Genomic DNA, 20,219 nt, shown 5'->3' with positions numbered 1-20,219 from the left:
TAATTGTATTAGAAAGTTACATTACATCCTAGAGTGAATGATTTAGGAACTGGTTGTGCATAAATATTTCCATAAGTTTCAGGGTCAAAATAACCTTTGTAATCTGAACTAATTACGAATAAGTTTCTTGCTTCTACATTAAATCTTATGCTTGAAATATTGATTTGGTCTGTAAACGCTTTAGGGAATGTATAACCTAAACGCATACTGCTTAATCTCATATAACTCATTTCGCTAACCCATGTATCTAAATAATTCATAGTCTGAATAGCGTTTCCTCCTGAAAAATATTGATAAGCCATCCATGAATCTCCTGATCCTGAAGTTTCGCTTGTAATTCCAGGTAAGTTAGATGAAGTATTTGTTGGAGAATACGCATCTAAAATATCTCTGCTGTAATTTTGTCCTCTGTCAACCTGAGTTCCGTTGTAAGGAGGAGTTTTTACTACAGTTTGTTTAATGTTGAATGCCGCAGCAATTGTCAAATCAAAATTACTTACTTTGAAAGTATTGGTAATACCACCTGTAAATTTAGGATCTCTGTCTCCCATGTAAGTAAACAAATCTCTAAATTCAGCAGCAGTTAAGCTTGACTGAGATGTTAATCCAGGGAAGAAATCTGCGTAAGGATCAAATAAACCAAAGAAAGTCTGAGCATTTACAGTTTCTCCTTTTTTGTTCACAAATAAAGGATATCCGTTTTCGTCAATTCCATTTGTTTTAAATGCAAATACCGAATTTACCGGACGACCTTCTCTGCTTGGGAAGAACTCACTATCTCTAACTTCAATACGATCTACATTACTTTTGTTGTGAGCAAAGTTGATACTTGTATTCCATTTGAAATTTGGACGGTCGATGTTTTTTGTAGACAAAGTAATTTCATATCCTTTGTTTGATACCTGTGCCCAGTTTAAATTAGTATACTCAAAACCATTTTCAAGCGGAAGTGCTCTATTACCAATTAAGTCAGAACTTTTTCTTCCGTAAACCTCAGTTACAATGCTGATTCTGTTATTAAACAATCCAAGATCCAAACCTAAGTTGACATTTTCTGTTTTTTCCCAACGTAATTTGTCGTTTGGCGGACTTTCTACTACAATAGATGGTTCTGCCTGACCCGGAAGTATAATTACAGTTCCGTTTGTACCTACTACAAAAGGAGAAGTATTTTTGTCGATGTTACCTTGTAAACCGTAAGATGCACGAAGTTTTAAGTTCGAAAGCGTCATGTTGTCTTTTAGGAAATTTTCTTCAGAAATTGCCCATGAAGCAGAAGTAGACCAAAGTGGTAAATATTTGTATTTTGGATCTACACCAAATAAATCTGAACCATCGTATCTAACACTTCCAAAGAAACTGTATTTTCTGTCGTACGTATAAGATGCTGTCGCGAAAAATGAAGCAAATGCATTTTCGTTCTGCGTCTTCAAGTATGTTTTATAATCTGCGTCGTTAATGTTGGTAGTGTTTGGGAAAAGAATCTGCTGTGTAGTCAGATTATTTTTATCGAAACCAAATCCTTTTGTAGCAACCAAAGTATTGTAACTTCTTCTGATCTCGTTACCAACCATAGCTTCAACCTCATGCTTTTCTCCAAAAGTTTTAGAGTAATTCAACATGGTTTTAAGGTTGTACTGAAAGAAGTCGATGTTAGAATTCTGAATGATTCCGCCAGCTGGAAGGAAATAATTGAAAGCTCCATTAGAGAAATAACGTGATTTTTCTCTTTGCTTTCTTGTATAATAAGTATCCTGATCTGCGTATTTTTCACTAGAACTGTTATCCAGCTGCAAACCTAATTGAGAAGTAGCTCTTAAATCTTTAGTGATTTTGTATTCAGCATCTAATAAAGCTTTAACGGCTCTTGTTTTATAATCGTAAGATGTATTGTTTCTTTCTTCTAAGAAATTAAAAGGCACATAACGCTCAGAGTAACCTGTAATATCCTGATCGTATTTATAACTTCCGTCAGCATTGTAAGGAGTTAAGTATGGGTTTACATTTCTGGAGTAATTTGCAGGATTTGTTGCAGCTCCGGTATCTGTCAGGTAAGAAGTAGTTTTGTTTTCTGAACCAAAAATTCCAACTCCAACTTTGAATTTATCTGTAATTTCGAAATTGTTTTTCAAAGTTAAGTTGTAACGTTTGAAACCAGTTCCGATAGTGGTTCCTTTCTCATCATAGTATCCTAAAGAGAAGTAGTAATCTGATTTTTCTCCACCACCAGATAAACTTAAACCGTGTTGTGTATTTACGGCAGTTTGGTACAATAAGTTACCCCAGTTGGTATTGTTACCTCTTAAGGCATTGATAGATTGTTGTGTTTGCGGACTCAAAGAAGAGAATCCACCGGCTCTGAATGCCTCTAATTCGTTCGAACCATTTAAGATTCGAGCAATTTCACCACCGGCGTCTCTGTAAGTCAAGTCGGCACGACTAGCCATTCCAAGCTCAAAATCAACTTTCTCGTTAGAGTTCATTAAGTTTAATTTCGAAAATTCTGGTCTAAGCGTAATAAATGTATTTGTATTAAGGCTTACAACCATTTTACCGGCTCTACCTTTTTTAGTAGTAATAACGATAACTCCGTTTGCAGCACGTGCACCATAAATTGCAGTTGCAGCAGCATCTTTAAGAATCGTAATATCTTTAATATCATCTGGATTTAAACCAGCAATAGAGTAGTTGTTTAAGGCATCGATATTATCTTTATCGTATACTTTAGGAACCTCATTGTTATCTAATGGTAAACCATCAAGTACCCATAAAGGATCCTGAGTTCCGTTAAGAGAAGCAGTACCCCTGATTCTGATTCTTGCCGGCGCTCCAGGTGCTCCTGACGGAGTAGAAACGGCAACCCCCGCAATTTGTCCTACCAGTAATTGATCGATACTTGAAACCCCAGTCTGCTGGATTGCAGCCATATCAATTTTAGTGATGGCAGCTGTAACTTTTCTTTTCTCAATTTTTTGGTAACCGGTAACGACAACTTCCTGAAGTTTTGCAGATTCAGATTTTAAGCTGACAGTATAGTCTTTTTGAGCATCAAGCTCAAGAGTATACGATTTGTATCCCATAAAAGTAACTCTAAGGGAAGTAACACTCTTTTTAATTTTCAAAGTGAATTTTCCGTCGAAATCACTAGTAGTTCCGATTCCTTCACTTTGAATAATTCCTGCTAATGCAGTTTTGTTTGAAATGGAATTGTTTTCGACGTAAATAGAAGCACCCGGAATTGGCGAGTGATCTGCTTCGTCCAGAATAATTCCCGTAATAGTACGGGTTTCCTGCGAGTAACCTGCGATGGCCAGGAACAGCAGTAAGGCATGTAGAATTTTTTTCATGTTTTGGGTTATGTATTAAAAGGTTGTATTATTTAGGGCTTTGTCGATTCGTTGTATCAAATCGCGGTAATGGTTTTGGGTAGATTGATCTCCTGTACTCTTTTTAGTTTTTAATAATTGAAGGATTTTATTTAATTCTCCTTTTTTATCAGAAGTCACTTCTGTAACTCTTTTTAAAGAAGACGAATTAATATTTCTTGCCATATGCGCATCGTCTAAATGATTGCACAAATGAGGCATATTTAATGTTTGCTGAATGGCAATTGTTTTCTTAGGTTCTGTTTTTTCAAACAATTTGTTTGTCGAAACTATCAGCACATCAACATAATTTTTCTGGGTCATACGCTCCAGTATGGATAAATTTTTGTTCTGGATTGTTCCGGCAAATACACTCTGATGTAATTTTTTAAATAAGTCATTTACGGTGAAAACCGTTTCTTTAGATTTATTTCTTTGGTATAATTCGTTTTCAGTCATTCGAAGCAAACGATCATCACCTAGTAAATCATACAAAATGCTGTATTGTAGTTCTCTTGAAAGCGTGTAAGGCGTATACTCATAAGGTCCAAGTGGAGAATCTTTTAACGGATTGGTTTTGTCCAGGATATCATTAAAAAACAACCATTGCGGAATGGTAATTAAATTTCTCGTCAGGTAATCTGTTGCTTTTTTCTGCATCGCCGCCGGAACCGGGACATAACTTTGCTTGTTATCGCCGTGAACAGTTGGATTAAGATAAATACCACCAATATTATTCATGACATGACGGTTGTACATTTGCCATTGACCGATAGTCCCGATGTATAATTTGCCGGTTTCATAATACGATTTATCTTTATCGTATGTCCAGTCTAAGATGTTGTCTACAACGCGTTTTAGGTTTTTTAAACCATATTCACTTGCTTTTACAGCATCGTTTCCTAAATCTTCAGATTGTGAACGCGGGTCGATAACATTTTCCTGCTGTTCTCCGTAAAAATAAACCGGATCATTTTGATGTTGTGCGATTAAAGCGTTTAGTTTTAAAGCCTCATTTTCATTTGGACCATACCATCTGTAACCCCATTCGATAGCGTATTTATCATATTCACCAATTTTTGGCGTGATTACCGTAACATTATCTTCGGGCTGTGCCACATAATTGTAACGCGCATAGTCCATGATAGACGGAGCCGTTCCGCCCATTTTTGCTGTGAATTCTTTAGAACGCAATGACTCTACATCATAAGCAAAAGAAGAACCCATATTATGTTTTAAACCAAAAGTGTGACCCACTTCGTGAGAGGAAACAAAACGAATTGCTTCTCCCATATGCTCATCGCTAAAAGTGTTTCCACGAGCTTTTGGATCAATTGGCCCGGTTTGAATACGCATCCAGCTTTGTAATGAAGTCATTACATTATGCCACCAGATAATATCCGATTCTATAATTTCGCCACTTCTTGGGTCAACTACAGATGGTCCCATTGCATTCGATTTTGAAGAAGCAGCATACGTGATTACCGAATAACGAACATCATCAATATCAAAATCTAAATCTTGTTCAGTAGGTTCTTTTGCAATAATAGCATTTTTAAATCCTGCTTTTTCAAAAGCTGCCTGCCAATCGTGTACCCCATCAATAATATACTTTCTCCACTGTTTTGGAGTTGACGGATCGATGTAGTAAACGATTGGTTTTTTCGGCTCTACTAATTCACCTTTCAAATAACGTTCTTCATCTTCCTTTTTTGGTTCTAAACGCCAGCGGGTAATAAGCTCTTTTTCGAGCATTGCCTGCTGTGCATCGGCAAAATACCAATGCTTTTCAGAGAAAAAACCAATTCGGTTATCAGAAAAACGTGGTTTCATTGGAGTTTTATCCAATAAAATAATATTACTTGTCACACCTAGGGTTACCGATAATGCCGGTCCGCCCTCGCTGACAGAAGTTGTTAACTGTGACTTTACAACAATATTTTTTGGGAATGATTTTAAATCCTGAATATAAGAAAGCTCCGATTTTACAGAACCGCCAAAGCCAATATTGCTCAGGACATCATTGAAGCTTTTTTGCTTTCCGTCAAAAATCTTATTTACTTTAATTACAACAGCGCTTGAATCGTTACTTTTCGTTTCAATATCAAAAACTTCAATAATAGATTCGGCAAAATTATTTTGTACAGATTGTGTAATCGCGTCTTCTTTTGGTGAAGAAACTTTAGGAACATAGGATTTTACCCAGACTTTCTTTGCAATTGTATCTTTATAAAAACTGATGATTTTGTTTTCATAATTCATTCCTTTATTCAATCCGGCTTCATTTACCTGAAAAGGAACCTGAGATAATTTATTTACAACCAAAAATTCTCTCGTGAATAAACTGTCGTGAATTTCAAAATAAACATCTGTTTTAACCTGAATGATGTTAAACAAACCTTTTTTTACCGTCCCTTTTTTTACAAGATCATTGTATTTTTTTCCTTTTTTGGAGTCGGCAGAATCTTTGGCGATTTCAGTCGACGTTTCTTTCTTGTCCTTTTTTTTCTTTTGAGATTGAACAGTAAGTGGTAACAATAATAATATGAGTAAGCATGTTATCAAATTATGCAGGAATGCCTTTTCCTTCATCAGATGTTAAGTTTAGGTTAATTTTGGACCGAAACTATTTTGTTTTTGCGTGGAAAAAAAACAAAAAGGAGTGAGTGGCTTTTTTTTAGGAGTGAATGGATATTAATGGAAGAATACAGACGAAATTGCCGTCTTTTTCTGAGGTTTTAAAATCGGTTTTTCCGTAGTGTTTATAGGTCCTTTTCAAGTAATTTAGGCCAAATTTTGTGCCCGGTTCGGCAGTCGATTTTTTTTGTAAATTATTACTGATAATCACCTGATTAGATTTAATAAGAATTTTAGTCATTAGCGGACTTTCCTGTGTTGCATTATTATGTTTTACAGCATTTTCTACCACAGTCTGAAAGGCCAGATATGGTATTTGTTTTTCTAAAGCAGATTCGTCTTCGATCTCAATCGAAAAAAACAATTCTTCCTTAAATCGGGTTTGCTGCAAAAAAATATATTTCTCAATAAATAATAATTCATCCTTTAGCGGAACAAGATTATGCTCCGGCGGATCGATAAGATATCTATATATACGGGACAAATTCAAAGTGAATTTTTGCGCTGTTTTAACATCGCTTCCCATTAACATATAAAGAGAATTAAGTGAATTGAATAAAAAGTGCGGATTCATCTGTTCTTTTAATTGCTGCAGCTGAATAAGAGCTTTTTCCTTGATGATTTTTTCATTTTCAACCAGGAGTTTATTTTTCTCTTTTATTGCGATTCCTTTTTCTTTATAAGCGCGCCTGTTTGCGTATGAGAATAGGTAAAAAATCACTAACAGCATTATCGTGGTTAGAGAATAAATCCAGGTTGAATATTTTTTGATCAAAGTCACATTTTCATTCACAAAAATTTTCGGAAAATTGACGCAGATAAACCAATGCGAATTTTTGACATCAAATTTTTTAGTAAATCTGATAACATCCAGTTTCAAAAATTCAGACATAGTGATTCTTTTTACAAAATCCTGGTTTTTGGTAAAAATAGTATCAACAGATTGGGTCGAAGAAACCTCATAAATATTTTTGCCTATAAAATCACGTTCCGGATGATAGATGCATTTTCCCGATTTGTCAAATATAAAAGCATAATTATTGGTTGATTTATCCAGTGGAATAAAATAATCATGCAGTTTTTTTAAGCTGATATCATATCCGTAACGTACTGTTGTGTTTTTGGAACTGACTTTGAAATAAATTCTCCAGACCCATTCGTTTTCCTCCTGAATAACACTGCTCACATGATCTGAATTTTTATTCAGACGAATAAAATCTATAACGCCTTTTTTGGTGTCATTAGAAATAGTATCATTTCCAAACTGAATTTCATTGTCATTGATTTGAAACCAATTGTCAACAACCAGCACATTTGTAGTTTGAACCGAGGATAACAATTGTAAGTTAGAATCCAGATTCGCCGGCTTGCTTATTTTTAAAACATGTTTTATTCTGTTTTCCTGTTCCAGAAGTTTTGAAAATTCCTGCAACATAAATTCATTCTTTTTGATGCAATTACGTTGCGCCAAATCTTCATTTGCCTTTTCTGTCTGTTCTGCAATTAAATTACTAAGAATATAAACAGAAGAGACAGTAACAAATATAGAAACGGCCATATATATTATAAAGGCTCGTCTGGAAGTTATTTTTTTTAATCTAAATTTCAAAGAATGCTGTTTCTGTTAGGACTAATTCGCTACCGCAAATTGTGAGTCGTATAAATTTTTATAATATCCATCAGTTTTATTTAGTAATTCCTGATGCGTTCCTTGTTCTACAATCAGACCTTTGTCCATTACCACAATTTTATCGGCGTTTACAATTGTAGCCAGTCGGTGTGCAATAATGATAGAAGTTCTTCCTTTTGTAATGGTTTCTGTTGCGCGTTGAATCAGTTCTTCAGAATACGTATCAATTGATGAAGTTGCTTCGTCCAAAATCAAAATACTCGGATTGCTTACATACGAACGTAAAAATGCGATAAGCTGCCTTTGTCCCGAAGAAAGCATCACGCCTCTTTCTTTTACATCGAAATCATAATTGTCAGGCAGATTCATAATAAAATCGTGAACACCGATTTTTTTCGCTGCATCAATCACCTTATCTCTTGTAATGTCGGGATTGTGCAAAGTGATGTTGTTATAAATGGTATCGGCAAACAAAAATACGTCCTGAAGTACCACTGCGATTTGTTTTCTAAGAGAAGCCAAAGTATAGTTTTCAATATTTTCTCCATCGATACAAATGGTACCACTGTTAATTTCGTAAAAGCGATTCAGCAGATTTATAATAGTAGATTTTCCTGCACCTGTCGAGCCTACAATCGCAATGGTTTGCCCCGCAGAAACAGATAAATCAATTCCTTTTATGACTTCTTCTTCAGGAATATAACTAAAGCGCACGGCTTCAAACTGAATACTGCCATCAAAAACCGGAGCTTCAAGAGTTCCCGTGTCCTGAATATGATCCTGAGTATCAATAATATCAAAAACACGATTGGCAGCAATCATTCCCAATTGCATTTCGTTAAATTTATCTGCAATTTGTCTCAACGGGTTAAACAACATTCCGATAAACATGGTGTACGAAAATAAGTCTCCAAAAGTGGTAAAGTGATCTCCGTTTAAAATTCTGAATCCGCCGTAAACTACGACTAGACCCAAAGTTATAGAGGAAATAATATCGGCAATGGGGAAGAAAATCGAGTTGTACAAAATGGTCTTAATCCACGCCACACGGTGTTTATTGTTGATATCTTTAAAGTTTTCGGCTTCGATTTTTTCACGGTTAAAAAGCTGAACGATTTTCATTCCCGTGACACGTTCCTGCACAAACGAATTCATGTTTGCAATCTGTGTTCGGACTTCCTCAAAGGCAACCTGCATTTTTCGCTGAAAAATCCGGGTTATAAAAACCAGAATAGGCATGGCAACAACAACAATCCAGGTCAGTTTCCAATTCATATAAAACATGAAAATTAAAACGACAAGCATTTTCATTAAATCGCTTATAATCATAAACAATCCCTGACTGAAAATACGTGCAATCGACTCGATATCTGAAACTGCCCGCGTAACCAACTGCCCAACCGGAACCAAATCGAAATATTTCATTCTGAAACTCAAAATGTGCTTAAAGAGTTTTGTGCGGATATCTTTTACAATATCCTGTCCCAGCCAGTTCGCCCAGTACACAAAGTAAAACTGCGAGAAAACCTCCATTATGAGAACGACGCCCATTAATATAATATACATCAATAAGCCGTGTTTATCGTGGGTCTTCAAATAACCATCGACCGTTTCTTTTAATAAATACGGACGCAGCGCCGCGAATACAGACAACGAAATGGCAAAAATAATGACGCCATAATATCGCCACTTATATGGCTTGGTATATTTTAAAATTCGTTTGAATAATCCGGTATCAAATGCTTTTGCTTTCATTTATTTATTTTTGGCTTTAAGCTAGAGGCAATAAGCTATAAGCAGTTTTAAAAGCTTAAAGCCTAAAGCCTACAGCTTAAAGCTTTATATATATTCGTAATCTATTTTGGTTAAATATAAACCATGTGCAGGAACTGAAAATCCTGCTTTTTCCCTGCTTTTGCTGGCTATGATATTTTCAAAATCTGTTAAATTAATTTTCTTTAAACCAATATTTATCAATGTGCCAACAATAGCTCGAACCATATTCCTTAAAAACCGGTTTGCCGAAATGGTAAAAATAATTTTGTTGTTTTCTTTTTTCCAGAATGCCTCAAAAATCGTGCAGTCAAAAGTGTTAACATCGGTATGGACTTTCGAAAAACATTGAAAATCGGTATGTTTCAATAAAATTTGTGCGGCTTCATTCATTAGATCCAAATCGAGTTTCTGATTCACATACCAGCTCAATTCTTCCAGAAATGGATTTTTGACCGTATTGATATGGTATTCGTAAGTTCGCTTTTTGGCATCAAAACGGCAATGCGCATCGTTATGAACAGGAATAAGGTCAAAAATTGCGATGTCTTTTGGTAAATAAGAATTCAGTTTATGCACCAAAACAGGAACGTCCAACGTCTTTTCTGTGTCAAAATGCCCAAACATCTCACTTGCATGAACTCCGGTATCTGTTCTTCCTGCACCCATGATGCTGATTTCTTCATTCAATAAAACAGAAAAAGCTTTGTTTAAAGTTTCCTGTACAGAAGAGGCGTTCGGCTGTATTTGCCAGCCATGATAATGTGTTCCGTTATAAGCAAATTGAATAAAATATCTCATTTTAAGGGACAGAGGTTCTAAGTGACAAAGGTACAAAGGTTTTTTTGAAGAAGCTAAGATTATACGGGACTAAGGTTCTAAGATTTTTTTTAGGTTCAGAGTTGCAAAGGTGCAGAGGCACAAAGTTTTTTCTGCAGCTCGGAGTTGCAAAGATTATGAGTTGCAAAGTTTTCATGTATAGATGAATATCAATTAGTATAAACGGCGAGAAATAACAAACGAGTATGTTTGTAATTTTGTAGAATGAGGGAATTGAGATAATCTATGCGTTAGACCCACTAACTATGCGTCTCTACAGAAAAACCTTTGTACATTTGTAACTTAGAACCTTTGTACCTAAAAAAAAAATGACAAAAATCCTTCTGCTATCCGATACCCATAGTCATATTGATGAAACGATCTTAAAATATGTTAATCAGGCAGATGAAGTTTGGCATGCGGGCGATATTGGAGATTTAAATGTTACTGATACCATAAAAAAAATAAAACCTCTCAGGGCAGTTTACGGAAATATAGATGATGCCAAAGCTAGAATGGAATTTCCGCTAAATAACAGATTTTTCTGCGAAAATGTTTCTGTCTGGATCACGCATATTGGCGGTTATCCTGGAAAATATAATCCGAATATAAAGGAAGAAATGGCACAGAATCCACCGAAGCTTTTTATTTGTGGGCATTCTCATATACTCAAAGTAATGTTTGATAAAAAAAACAATTTGTTACACATGAATCCGGGTGCGGCAGGAAAAAGCGGTTTTCATAAAGTGAGAACCATGCTACGATTTGTCATTGACGATGATAAAATTAAAGATCTCGAAATTATAGAAATAGGAGAGAAATAGTCTAATGTGGCAGGGGAATCTGAATTTTTATTTTTGTTCCCTCATTTTCTTTAGAAGTAATCGATAACGTGCCTTTGTATTTTTTAATTCTGGCCCTGATTCTGTTTAATCCGAAACCTTCGGGATCTTTTAGTTTTTGGGTTTTAAAACCAATTCCATTATCTTCAATTCGCAGAATCAACTGATTGTTTTTTTCTTGTACAGAGAGTTTTGCCTGTGTGGCACCACTGTGTTTTGTAATGTTGCTGAATAACTCGCTGACAATAAAATAGACTTTCATTTCGAACTTTTCGACATAACGTACGCTGGTTGGGATCGAACTGGAAAATTCAAATTGAATGGCTGAATTGGAATTTTTTTCGCACAAATCTTCCAATGCGAAAATCAATCCAAAACGAACCAAAAGTGCGGGAACCAAATCATGAGACATATCTCTTAAAAGTTCATGCGCTTCAGATAAAATCTTTCCGGCTTTCTGAATTTCTTCTGACTGTATATCATGCTGCGCTGTATAAGTATTCAGATGCAATCCGGCAGAAGATAAAAGCGAGTTAATGTTGTCATGAAGAAATGAAGCAATTTTTTTTCGTTCTACTTCCTGAGAATCGATTCCGGAATTAATAATATTGAGAAGAATTTTTTGTTTGGTGTCTTTTCGCTTAATTTTTTGTTTCAATTTATGATTCTCGTAAAGGAAATAAAATAAAAGGAAAACAATGATGATGAGCATTATAGATAAGCTGATGATTTTTTTATTCCGCAATTGTTCTGCCATTTGGCCAGTAACAGGATGGCTTATATTTTCTATTTGTAAAAGGGAAGCAGAAAAAAAAGTTTTTTGAATAAAAGCGGTTCCTTTTACGGTAAAAGCTAAAAGCAGCGAAATAAAAGATGTAATGCCGGACATACAAGCAATTTTAAGGATTAATTAAATTGTTTTTAAGGGCATATTTCACCAAACCAATTGTGCTTTTGATGTTTAGTTTTTTCATGATATTTTTGCGATGGGTTTCTACAGTGTGCGAACTGATAAAAAGCTTTTCACTGATTTCCTTTCCGCTGTATTCTAATGCTATCAGAGTGATGATCTCAATTTCACGCGGGCTCAAAAGCGGATTTTCTATAGCAGTATTTTGATTTAATTTCGGATTGTCCATAAAACTATGGAAGATTTTTTCTCGTACAGCATCACTAAAATATTCCTGTCCGTGGTAAACGGCTTCAACAGCTTCGATTATATTTTCACCAGCGCAATTTTTTGTCAGATAAGCTTTTGCACCCAGTTTCATGACTTCTTTAATGATTTTTAAATCATCATAACTCGAGAGAATAATCACTTTACAAGAAGATTGTTTTTCGTTGAATTCCTTCAAAGTTTCAATTCCATCTTTTTTAGGCATGCTAATGTCGAGAATCAGAACGTCTGCATTATCAGCAAGTACGTCCTGATAAACGGTTGTGCCGTCAAGCGAACTTCCTGCGACCTCAAAATTGGGTACAGTCTGTAACAGGTTGGTAAGTCCATCAATTAAAACCTGATGATCGTCTGCGAGATGAATTTTAATTTTAGGATTCATTTTAAGATAATTAAAAAGCAAAATTAGGATAATTATCTTACAATTAGGTGTTTTTAGGCACAAAAAAACCCGGACAGAAATCCGGGTTTTTTCACACAAATAAATTAAGTTTATAGGTTTACCTCAAACGATCTACAGATTTTACGAGATCTTCATCCTTTTTGATGGCCTTATTAGCTAAAACTAATAGTACGATAGCAACAATTGGTAAGAACATCCCAATACCTTTCTCAGAGACTTCTGTCTCTCCAGATAAATTTAGTGATCGATATACAAATAATCCTAATAAAATTAAGTTTAATATTATGTTCAGTCTGTTCAGCACAAACTGATTTTGTCTTTTCTTAAATGACATTATACTGATAATGCTAAGCATTGTTGTTAATCCTAACAAAACAGTATAAAGCTGATCCTGCATAAAAAAGAATGATTTTCCTGCACTTGTTGTCCATAGCGGAACAAAAAGCATTAAAATGCCAGTTGCAGCAAAAGCCAAAAATAAATATACAGTCTGAATTCTTTGTATCATGGTCTAAAATTGTTTTACAAAAATATATTTTCTTTTTTTAAAATACTATTGTATGATTAAATTTTATTCGTATTATTGCATCATAATACCGTAAGCACTTCATACTGCGGTCAATTCAAATTTATTATCTACCTATTCTTTTTACAGTATTTCCTTTAAAATAATTAAATTCATAGAACATTCATGTTTGATATTTCTGCATTAAAAGAAATGAAGCTTGCTGAGCTTCAAGAAATAGCTAAGTTAGCTAAAACAATAAAGATTACTGGTGTTAAAAAAGAGACTTTAATCAGTCAGATTTTAGCGCATCAGGAAACATCTAATGCACCCGCTGAAGCTCCTCAAACAGCTGTAGTTTCAGATGCTAAAGATGATAAGCCAAAACGTGCCAGAATAGCACCGGCAAAAAGTAAAGCAGCAAATACCAAAAATACTCCGGTTTTAGAATTTGAGAAAGTAGAGGAAACTGTTCAGAATAAAGATACTGCCGAAACCGTTCAGCCCATTAAAGAGACTGAGCCGACTACAGCAAAAGAAAATAAACCAGCAGCCAAAAAAGAACCGAAAATTATTAAATTTAATAAGTCGGCATATGAAAAGAAAGTTGCTGTTCAAAAAGAAAAGGAAACTGAAAAGGAAGTTGTAGCGGAGAATAATACAGAAGCGGCACCCGCTGAAGTAACTTCTGAAACAACTGAAAAAACGGCACCGGCTGCTCCTGCTAAAAAGATCAATCCGAATCAGAATAAGAACCAGAATCCAAATCAAAACCAGAATCCGAATCAAAACCCGAATCAGAATCAGAACGGGAATACTAACGGAAACGGAAATCACAATAATCAAAATCCAAATCATAAAAATAAAAAAAATAATAATTTCAGGGATTCAGACTTTGAATTTGACGGAATTATTGAAAGTGAAGGCGTTTTAGAAATGATGCCGGATGGTTACGGATTTTTACGTTCATCAGATTATAATTATTTAGCTTCTCCCGATGATATTTATCTATCAACTTCACAAATCAGATTATTTGGTTTAAAAACCGGAGATACTGTAAAAGGAGTGGTTCGCCCTCCAAAAGAAGGAGAGAAGTTTTTCCCTTTAGTTCGTGTACTAAAAATTAATGGTCACGATCCTCAGGTGGTTCGCGACAGAGTTTCTTTCGAACACCTTACACCGGTTTTCCCTTCAGAAAAATTCAAACTTGCCGAAAAAGGCAGTTCAGTTTCAACCCGAATTATAGATTTGTTTTCACCAATTGGTAAAGGTCAGCGTGGTATGATCGTTGCCCAGCCAAAGACAGGTAAAACAATGCTTCTTAAAGATATAGCAAACGCTATTGCTGCCAACCATCCGGAAGTTTATTTGATTGTTCTTCTTATTGACGAACGTCCGGAAGAGGTTACAGATATGCAAAGAAGTGTACGTGGTGAAGTTATCGCTTCAACTTTTGACAGGGAACCACAGGAACACGTAAAAATTGCCAATATTGTGCTTGAAAAATCAAAACGTTTAGTAGAATGCGGACATGATGTTGTAATTTTACTAGACTCTATAACACGTTTAGCAAGAGCATACAACACAGTACAGCCGGCATCTGGAAAAGTATTAAGTGGTGGTGTTGATGCAAATGCACTGCAAAAGCCAAAACGTTTCTTTGGAGCGGCAAGAAATGTAGAAAACGGAGGTTCGTTAAGTATCATCGCAACTGCATTGACAGAAACAGGTTCTAAAATGGACGAAGTAATCTTTGAAGAGTTTAAAGGAACCGGTAATATGGAACTTCAGTTAGACCGTAAGATAGCCAATAAACGTATTTTCCCTGCAATTGATCTTACGTCTTCAAGTACACGTCGTGACGATTTATTATTAGACGAAAAAACATTACAAAGAATGTGGATCATGCGTAAATATCTATCAGACATGAACCCGGTAGAATCGATGGATTTTGTAAACGACCGTTTCAAGAAAACCAAAAACAACGAGGAGTTTTTGATTTCTATGAATGACTAGTTGAGGGACAAAGTTTCTAAGGTACAGAGGCGCTAAGGTTTCCTACTATAGTTAAAATATACAAAAAAGGATGAATTCAGAATATTTCTGAATTCATCCTTTTTTTTGCACAATCAGAAAAACCTTTGCGCCTTTGGATCTAAGTCCCCTTTGAACCTTATTTCTTATCAACTACCGGTCTGTTTTCTCTGTTTGCTAAATCCCAAGCCAATACAAAAGCCAATTTTGTTCTTTTGGTTAAGGCATCGTACTCGATTTTTTCGGGAGTGTCGTCTTTACCGTGGTAATCTGCGTGAACCCCGTTAAAAAAGAAAATAGACGGAATGCCATGTTTAGCGAAATTATAATGATCAGAACGCTCGTAAAAATGATTTGGATCCTTCGGGTCGTTAAATTTAAAATCTAAGTCCATTTTAATGTACTTATCATTCTGAGCCACAACAGCATTATGCAGATCTGATGATAACCTGTCTGCACCAATTACATACACATAATTATTTGTATTTGAATGCTCGACATCGCGACGGCCAATCATATCAATATTAATGTCTGTAATCGTATTGGCAATTGGAAACAGCGGATTTTCAGAATAATATCTTGATCCGTGCAACCCGTGTTCTTCCCCGGTTACATGAAGGAATAAAATTGAACGTTTAGGTCCGTGACCTTGTTTTTTTGCTTTCGCGAAAGCTTTAGCCATTTCCATAACTGCTACCGTTCCCGAACCATCGTCGTCGGCGCCATTGTAAATTTCGCCATTTTTAATTCCGACATGATCGTAATGAGCAGAAATCACCAAAACTTCATCCGGCTTTTCAGAACCTTCAATATAGGCCCAGATATTTTCAGAATCAGGAAGATTTTCATTACGTCTTGCATTTAAGAACGCTGCAGGAATATGCTGATAATAATCTGAAGCTCCTTTAGGAAAAGATATTCCGTTTTTTTTGTATTGTTCGATCATGTAAAGACCTGCTTTTTTCTGTCCTTTAGAACCGGTTTCGCGTCCTTCCATTTCATCAGAAGCAACAGTATAAAGCATTTTTTTGAGGTCTTTTTCAGAAATAGCTTTTACATATTTTGTCGGATCCGAATTGTCTTTAGATGCAGACGATTGCGCCGTTTTGCAGGAATAAGCAGAAGCAATTAATAATAAAATGAGTAATTTTTTCATTCTAAATAGTTAGTGTAAATTAATAAATGTGTAAAGAACGTAAAAGGTAATTAAAAACGTAATAAAAATTGAGTTTATTATAAACAGGCATACACTTTTGGCAAACGAAACTATTCTGGATTCACCGTAAAAACGATGATGTGCCGGATAAAAATAATAACACATCCATATTGTACCCGCAAAAGTGGTAAGTCCCGAAATGTAAGTTAAAGGACTGTCATCGCCAAATAGCCCAAATATTTTGTCTATAATAAACATAATCAGAAAGATAAGCAGCAGGAAAGAAAAGTAATGAAGTGTGAAAATTCCGTGGTCAAAATAATACCACCTTTTTTTATCATGAAAAAGCCATAAGAAAAAAGCAAAAAATGGCATAATGAGAAATAGAATTTTAGGAAGATTATGTAAAAAAGAATCTATAAATTTTTCCACAATCTCTTTCTTAGTGTATTTTTCTGTAACATGAACTGCTTTTTCGTAAACCCAATAGGAAAAGGCATTCATTTTACTGCTTTCTTTGCCATATTTTTGAATAGAATCAATTTCCTTCATCGACTTAAGATGGAAATATTTGTCCTTCGTGATGTTGCCAATTTTAATATTGGCTTTTTCCATTTCTTTTTTTAATTCTTTATCGCTTTTATCCATCTGGTCGTTTACCTTGCCTGGAAACATTGCAATTAATAAAAAAGTAATAAAACTGATAAAGATATAAAGGCGAACCGGTGCTAAATAAGAAAGTCGTTTTCCCGAAAGATATTCTTTGGTAAGCGTAGAAGGCTTAAAGAGAAGGTTTTTAATCGTTTTCCAGAAAGCATTTTCATAATGTGTTAAATCTTCAAAAAAGTGTATAAATAAATGATGAAAAGTTTTCCGGCTGTCGCTGTTTTCCTGTCCGCAATTCGGGCAGAATTTTTGTTCTACAACGTGTCTGCAATTTAAACAAGTTTTGTCTTCTCTGATTTTACTGTGTGACATTGGTTTTTTTGGTTTGGTTTTTTTGGTAGTTTTTGTGGTTTATTTCTTTAAAACTTCATTTAGAAAAAGCTGTAAGTGGTCAAAAGATCTTTTTGCAGCTACAGGATTATATGCCGCGCCTTTCGAATTATCATTTCCTGCTTCTGGATTCGTAAAAGAGTGAACAGAATTCGCGTAATAAATCATTTGCCAGTCGGCTTTTGAATCACGCATTTCCTGTTGAAAAGATGTAATTTCTTCTTTAGGAACAAAAGGATCATCTGCGCCATGACAGATTAAAACCTTGGTATTGATTGTTTCTGTTTTTCGAGTGGCCTCTTTTCCTAAACCACCATGAAAAGAAGCAATACCTTTCAGATTCAAATGGCCTCTTGCGGCTTCCAGAACTCCAGTTCCTCCAAAACAATATCCAATTGCTACAATATTATCGGCATTTGCTCCGGATTTTACCAGCTCTTTTAAGGCGGCATCAATACGCTTTTGATATGCTTCGTAATTTGTTTTGTAAAAACCGGCTTGTTTTCCTGCTTCGCCCGTATTTTTAGGGTAATTACCTTCTCCGTAAATGTCAGCTATAAAGACATGATAACCCAATTTTGATAAGTTTTCGGCGATTCCTTTAGAAGCATTATCGATTCCCAGCCACGCCGGCAAAAGCAGGATTCCGGGATTATTACTGCTTTTTTTAGAAGATGGTATAAATAAGCCATTTAACTGCTGACTTCCATCTTTGTATTTTACTGGTTTTAATTGCGCATTCATAACGTTAGAAAATAAGATTGCACTAAATAAAAGTAGTACTGCGTTTTTCATAATTCTACAATTTTTAACAAATATCAGAAATAATATGTTACAAAAAAACCTCACAGGTAAATACTTGTGAGGTTTATAACGCAAATTCTTAAAAAAGTATCAGTATTTTATAAGGTGATGTTTCTTTTAAAGGCACAGCCCAATTCTATAATAGAATCTGTTTTGGAAATACCCGGAATACCATCGATTTTTTCGTAAAGTATACGACGCATATGTTCGTGATTTTTAGCAATAATTTTAATGTAAAGTGTAAACGAACCGGTGACGTAATAACATTCGGTTATTTCAGGAATTTCTTTTAAAGCTTCAATAATACGATCAGAATCGGAGTCTTTGTTCAAACTAATTCCGGTAAAGGATGCCCAGTCATAACCAATATTTTTCTCCTGAATAATAGGTTTTATACCTCCAATTACCCCTTGTTCCATCATCCTGTTGACGCGCTGATGAACCATTGTATTTGATATTTTCAAATTAGCAGCAATGGCAGAAAAGGCCATTCTGCCGTCTTTTTCTAATTCTTTTATGATATTGATATCAAATTCGTCTAATAATTCCATTGGCTTAAATTCGCTTTTGTAATTTATAAAAGTAATTAATTTTTTTAATTACAAGTGATAAAAAATATATCAAATAGAAATATTTCACTTTTAAATGTTCAAAATGTTTATTTTGACTTATTAAGAGTGATTACAAAGTCAATTGTGTGTTTTTTAATTGTTTTTAAAGTAATTTTTGATATTTTTGCAGTAATAAAAACATAGTTTATGATTAGTACAGAAAAATCACTTTCGTCAAAATCAGAAGTTTTGATCGAAAAAGAGAATAAATATGGAGCTCATAATTACCATCCGCTTCCGGTAGTATTAGAACGTGGTGAAGGAGTTTATGTGTGGGATGTTGACGGTAAAAAATATTATGATTTTCTATCAGCTTATTCTGCAGTGAATCAGGGGCATTGTCATCCTAAAATTGTGCAGGCAATGGTGGATCAGGCTCAAAAACTGACTTTGACCTCTCGTGCGTTTTACAATGATAAATTAGGAAATTACGAAGAATACGTAACCAAATATTTTGGTTTTGATAAAGTTCTGCCAATGAATACAGGTGCAGAAGCCGTTGAAACAGCACTTAAAGTTTGCAGAAAATGGGCTTATGAAGTAAAAGGAATTCCGGAAAATCAGGCGCAGGTAATTGTCTGCGAAAATAACTTTCACGGAAGAACAACTACAATTATTTCATTTTCTAATGATGAAACGGCTCGTAATAACTTTGGTCCTTTTACAGACGGATTCATTAAAATTGAATATGATAATCTCGAGGCACTTGAAAACGCTTTAAATTCATCTAAAAATATTGCTGGATTTCTTGTTGAACCTATTCAGGGTGAAGCCGGGGTGTATGTTCCTTCTGAAGGCTATTTAGCGAAAGCAAAAGCACTTTGCGAAAAACACAATGTCTTATTTATTGCTGATGAAGTACAAACCGGAATCGCAAGAACCGGAAAATTACTGGCGGTGCATCATGAAAATGTACAACCGGATATTTTAATTTTAGGAAAAGCAATTTCTGGAGGAGTTTATCCGGTTTCAGCAGTTTTATGTAACGACGAGATCATGAACGTAATTAAACCAGGACAACACGGTTCTACTTTTGGAGGAAATCCGGTTGCGGCGGCAGTTGCAATCGCAGCTCTGGAAGTGGTAAAAGACGAGAAACTGGCTGAAAACGCAGAACGTCTGGGGATAATTTTAAGAGATGGACTGAATAAGATCGCAGAAAGAAATGATATAATTACTTTGGTTCGCGGAAAAGGATTACTGAATGCTATCGTAATTAATAGCGGTGAAGATTCTGACCTGGCTTGGGAAATCTGTTTAAAATTTAGAGACAACGGTTTGTTGGCAAAACCAACGCATGGCAATAAAATTAGATTTGCACCGCCTTTGGTTATGACAGAAGAGCAAATTCACGAATGTCTGGAGATTATCGAAAAATCTCTGAACGATTTTAGAAATTAACATCTTACCTGAATATATAATAAAAAAGCAGCAATCTTAAATTGCTGCTTTTTTGTAGACTATTTT

15 protein-coding genes are annotated in these 20,219 nt (G+C 35.1%); 3 read left to right on the top strand and 12 right to left on the bottom strand.

The genetic code is table 11. The features are described from left to right. Window positions 1–8: 8 nt before the first annotated feature. The 5 genes from ABEB31_RS01945 to truA all read right to left on the bottom strand — a co-directional run bounded on the left by ABEB31_RS01945 (window position 9) and on the right by truA (window position 10,206). Window positions 9–3,347: a SusC/RagA family TonB-linked outer membrane protein gene (locus ABEB31_RS01945; RefSeq protein WP_347049658.1), complete on the bottom strand. Its 3,339-nt coding sequence runs from the start codon at window positions 3,345–3,347 to the stop codon at window positions 9–11. 15 nt (window positions 3,348–3,362) lie between these two features. After that, window positions 3,363–5,957, bottom strand: coding sequence for a zinc-dependent metalloprotease (locus tag ABEB31_RS01940; protein ID WP_347049657.1), 2,595 nt, complete (start codon window positions 5,955–5,957; stop codon window positions 3,363–3,365). An 85-nt stretch (window positions 5,958–6,042) separates the two neighbouring features. Beyond that, window positions 6,043–7,560, bottom strand: a complete 1,518-nt coding sequence (locus tag ABEB31_RS01935; RefSeq protein ID WP_347049656.1) for a histidine kinase — start codon at window positions 7,558–7,560, stop codon at window positions 6,043–6,045. A 72-nt stretch (window positions 7,561–7,632) separates the two neighbouring features. Next, window positions 7,633–9,387 (bottom strand): ABC transporter ATP-binding protein, encoded by a 1,755-nt coding sequence (locus ABEB31_RS01930; protein WP_347049655.1) that lies wholly within the window; start codon window positions 9,385–9,387, stop codon window positions 7,633–7,635. An 84-nt stretch (window positions 9,388–9,471) separates the two neighbouring features. Continuing rightward, window positions 9,472–10,206, bottom strand: coding sequence for a tRNA pseudouridine(38-40) synthase TruA (gene truA, locus ABEB31_RS01925; protein WP_347049654.1), 735 nt, complete (start codon window positions 10,204–10,206; stop codon window positions 9,472–9,474). Window positions 10,207–10,553: 347 nt separating this feature from the next. On the opposite strand from truA, the gene ABEB31_RS01920 reads away from it, so the two are divergent. Continuing rightward, on the top strand, window positions 10,554–11,048 hold the full coding sequence (locus tag ABEB31_RS01920; RefSeq protein WP_347049653.1) for a metallophosphoesterase family protein: 495 nt from the start codon (window positions 10,554–10,556) through the stop codon (window positions 11,046–11,048). Window position 11,049: 1 nt separating this feature from the next. On the opposite strand, the gene ABEB31_RS01915 is transcribed toward ABEB31_RS01920, so the two are convergent. From ABEB31_RS01915 to ABEB31_RS01905, 3 genes are all read right to left on the bottom strand, one after another. After that, window positions 11,050–11,955, bottom strand: coding sequence for a sensor histidine kinase (locus ABEB31_RS01915; RefSeq protein WP_347049652.1), 906 nt, complete (start codon window positions 11,953–11,955; stop codon window positions 11,050–11,052). Window positions 11,956–11,965: 10 nt separating this feature from the next. Continuing rightward, entirely contained in the window at window positions 11,966–12,625 is a 660-nt protein-coding gene (locus tag ABEB31_RS01910) for a response regulator (protein ID WP_347049651.1), read from the bottom strand. A gap of 118 nt (window positions 12,626–12,743) precedes the next feature. Then, window positions 12,744–13,154 (bottom strand): DUF4293 domain-containing protein, encoded by a 411-nt coding sequence (locus ABEB31_RS01905; RefSeq protein ID WP_347049650.1) that lies wholly within the window; start codon window positions 13,152–13,154, stop codon window positions 12,744–12,746. A gap of 183 nt (window positions 13,155–13,337) precedes the next feature. On the opposite strand from ABEB31_RS01905, the gene rho reads away from it, so the two are divergent. Beyond that, window positions 13,338–15,167 carry a transcription termination factor Rho gene (rho, locus tag ABEB31_RS01900; RefSeq protein WP_347049649.1) on the top strand — a complete coding sequence of 610 codons (1,830 nt, stop codon included), beginning with the start codon at window positions 13,338–13,340 and terminating at the stop codon, window positions 15,165–15,167. Between the two features lie 157 nt (window positions 15,168–15,324). Here rho and ABEB31_RS01895 read toward each other — a convergent pair whose 3' ends face one another. From ABEB31_RS01895 to ABEB31_RS01880, 4 genes are all read right to left on the bottom strand, one after another. Further along, the gene (locus ABEB31_RS01895; RefSeq protein WP_347049648.1) at window positions 15,325–16,341 is read right to left on the bottom strand and encodes a M28 family peptidase; all 1,017 of its coding nucleotides are present in this window, start codon (window positions 16,339–16,341) and stop codon (window positions 15,325–15,327) included. Window positions 16,342–16,350: 9 nt separating this feature from the next. Beyond that, window positions 16,351–17,319 (bottom strand): DUF3667 domain-containing protein, encoded by a 969-nt coding sequence (locus ABEB31_RS01890; protein ID WP_347049647.1) that lies wholly within the window; start codon window positions 17,317–17,319, stop codon window positions 16,351–16,353. 39 nt (window positions 17,320–17,358) lie between these two features. Then, window positions 17,359–18,132: a dienelactone hydrolase family protein gene (locus tag ABEB31_RS01885; RefSeq protein ID WP_347049646.1), complete on the bottom strand. Its 774-nt coding sequence runs from the start codon at window positions 18,130–18,132 to the stop codon at window positions 17,359–17,361. Window positions 18,133–18,239: 107 nt separating this feature from the next. Continuing rightward, window positions 18,240–18,692: an Lrp/AsnC family transcriptional regulator gene (locus ABEB31_RS01880; RefSeq protein ID WP_347049645.1), complete on the bottom strand. Its 453-nt coding sequence runs from the start codon at window positions 18,690–18,692 to the stop codon at window positions 18,240–18,242. A gap of 207 nt (window positions 18,693–18,899) precedes the next feature. Between ABEB31_RS01880 and rocD the strand changes: the two genes are divergently transcribed. Beyond that, on the top strand, window positions 18,900–20,153 hold the full coding sequence (gene rocD, locus ABEB31_RS01875) for an ornithine--oxo-acid transaminase (RefSeq protein WP_347049644.1): 1,254 nt from the start codon (window positions 18,900–18,902) through the stop codon (window positions 20,151–20,153). The last annotated feature ends 66 nt before the right edge of the window (window positions 20,154–20,219 follow it).

The sequence above is a fragment of the Flavobacterium olei genome (assembly GCF_039749035.1).
Lineage (GTDB): Bacteria > Bacteroidota > Bacteroidia > Flavobacteriales > Flavobacteriaceae > Flavobacterium > Flavobacterium olei.
This window is presented reverse-complemented; position numbering and strand designations above follow the sequence as displayed.

Coding starts and splice junctions, on each gene's coding strand:
- ABEB31_RS01945 (WP_347049658.1), bottom strand. CDS start 3,347: ATGAAAAAAATTCTACATGCCTTACTGCTGTTCCTGGCCATCGCAGGT.
- ABEB31_RS01940 (WP_347049657.1), bottom strand. CDS start 5,957: ATGAAGGAAAAGGCATTCCTGCATAATTTGATAACATGCTTACTCATA.
- ABEB31_RS01935 (WP_347049656.1), bottom strand. CDS start 7,560: ATGGCCGTTTCTATATTTGTTACTGTCTCTTCTGTTTATATTCTTAGT.
- ABEB31_RS01930 (WP_347049655.1), bottom strand. CDS start 9,387: ATGAAAGCAAAAGCATTTGATACCGGATTATTCAAACGAATTTTAAAA.
- truA (WP_347049654.1), bottom strand. CDS start 10,206: ATGAGATATTTTATTCAATTTGCTTATAACGGAACACATTATCATGGC.
- ABEB31_RS01920 (WP_347049653.1), top strand. CDS start 10,554: ATGACAAAAATCCTTCTGCTATCCGATACCCATAGTCATATTGATGAA.
- ABEB31_RS01915 (WP_347049652.1), bottom strand. CDS start 11,955: ATGTCCGGCATTACATCTTTTATTTCGCTGCTTTTAGCTTTTACCGTA.
- ABEB31_RS01910 (WP_347049651.1), bottom strand. CDS start 12,625: ATGAATCCTAAAATTAAAATTCATCTCGCAGACGATCATCAGGTTTTA.
- ABEB31_RS01905 (WP_347049650.1), bottom strand. CDS start 13,154: ATGATACAAAGAATTCAGACTGTATATTTATTTTTGGCTTTTGCTGCA.
- rho (WP_347049649.1), top strand. CDS start 13,338: ATGTTTGATATTTCTGCATTAAAAGAAATGAAGCTTGCTGAGCTTCAA.
- ABEB31_RS01895 (WP_347049648.1), bottom strand. CDS start 16,341: ATGAAAAAATTACTCATTTTATTATTAATTGCTTCTGCTTATTCCTGC.
- ABEB31_RS01890 (WP_347049647.1), bottom strand. CDS start 17,319: ATGTCACACAGTAAAATCAGAGAAGACAAAACTTGTTTAAATTGCAGA.
- ABEB31_RS01885 (WP_347049646.1), bottom strand. CDS start 18,132: ATGAAAAACGCAGTACTACTTTTATTTAGTGCAATCTTATTTTCTAAC.
- ABEB31_RS01880 (WP_347049645.1), bottom strand. CDS start 18,692: ATGGAATTATTAGACGAATTTGATATCAATATCATAAAAGAATTAGAA.
- rocD (WP_347049644.1), top strand. CDS start 18,900: ATGATTAGTACAGAAAAATCACTTTCGTCAAAATCAGAAGTTTTGATC.